The organism is Arthrobacter sp. P4_F11 (assembly GCF_056401395.1).
Genome location: NZ_JBFUJK010000045.1, coordinates 1 through 1,065 on the forward strand (window position 1 = coordinate 1; position 1,065 = coordinate 1,065).

Annotated in this window: 1 pseudogene; it reads right to left on the reverse strand. The window is 69.4% G+C overall.

From position 1 onward, the window contains the following. A pseudogene (locus AC1DRO_RS21165) lies at window positions 1-1,065 on the reverse strand (carboxypeptidase regulatory-like domain-containing protein); the annotation flags it as partial.

A 1,065-nucleotide genomic window follows, 5' to 3' on the forward strand; every position in this document is an offset into this window, starting at 1 on the left:
GCTGCCGAGGTCCTGGCCACAGTGGTGTAGCCGGTCCGGAACCCAGTGACCCGGACCGTGAGGGTACCGGCGACGTCCCTGGCGACGGGAACGTAAGTGGATGCGGTCGCCCCGAGGATGGCCACGCCCGAACGGTACCACTGGTAGTCCAACCTGACCCCGACAGGATCGGAACTGCCCTCATCGACAGGACCCCAGACACCCGGATCCGCCGTCAGCTTGGACCCCACCTCGGCGGCCCCCGTCACCGTGGGGACCGGCGCCGCACTAAAGGTGCCAGGTTGCACCACCGCTGTGGGGGCCGATCTCCGGACAACGTAGGAGTAACCAAGCCTGATCCCGGTGACCCTGACAGTCAGCGTCTTGCCAGCGTCCGACCCCGTCACAACATAGCTGGATCCGTAGGCCCGACCGGCACCGGACCACGCGTACTTCAGGACCAACGGGGACGGGCCCCACATGCCGGGGTTCACGGCCAGGGTCGACCCGACCCTGGGGGTGCCGGTGATCGTGGGCGTGGACCTGACCAGCGCTCCCTTGATGACCGCCGCCGTCGGAAGGGACGTCCTCGAGTCAGGGGCGTGACCGGTCCGGGACGCGGTCACCTGGACCGTGAAGGTCGCGTACAGGTCGGAGGCGACCGGAACATAGGCCGCACCCGTGGCCCCGACGACCGCCACACCGGAACGGTACCACTGATAGCCCAACGCGGCCGGGGCAGCCCCGCCGCTCCCCGGGACCGCCGTCAGCGTAGACCCGACACTCGCCGTCCCGGTAATGACGGGGACCTCCCAGCCCGCAGCCACCGGCGCAGTGGCTGCCGAGGTCCTGGCCACAGTGGTGTAGCCGGTCCGGAACCCAGTGACCCGGACCGTGAGGGTACCGGCGACGTCCCTGGCGACGGGAACGTAAGTGGATGCGGTCGCCCCGAGGATGGCCACGCCCGAACGGTACCACTGGTAGTCCAACCTGACCCCGACAGGATCGGAACTGCCCTCATCGACAGGACCCCAGACACCCGGATCCGCCGTCAGCTTGGACCCCACCTCGGCGGCCCCCGTCACC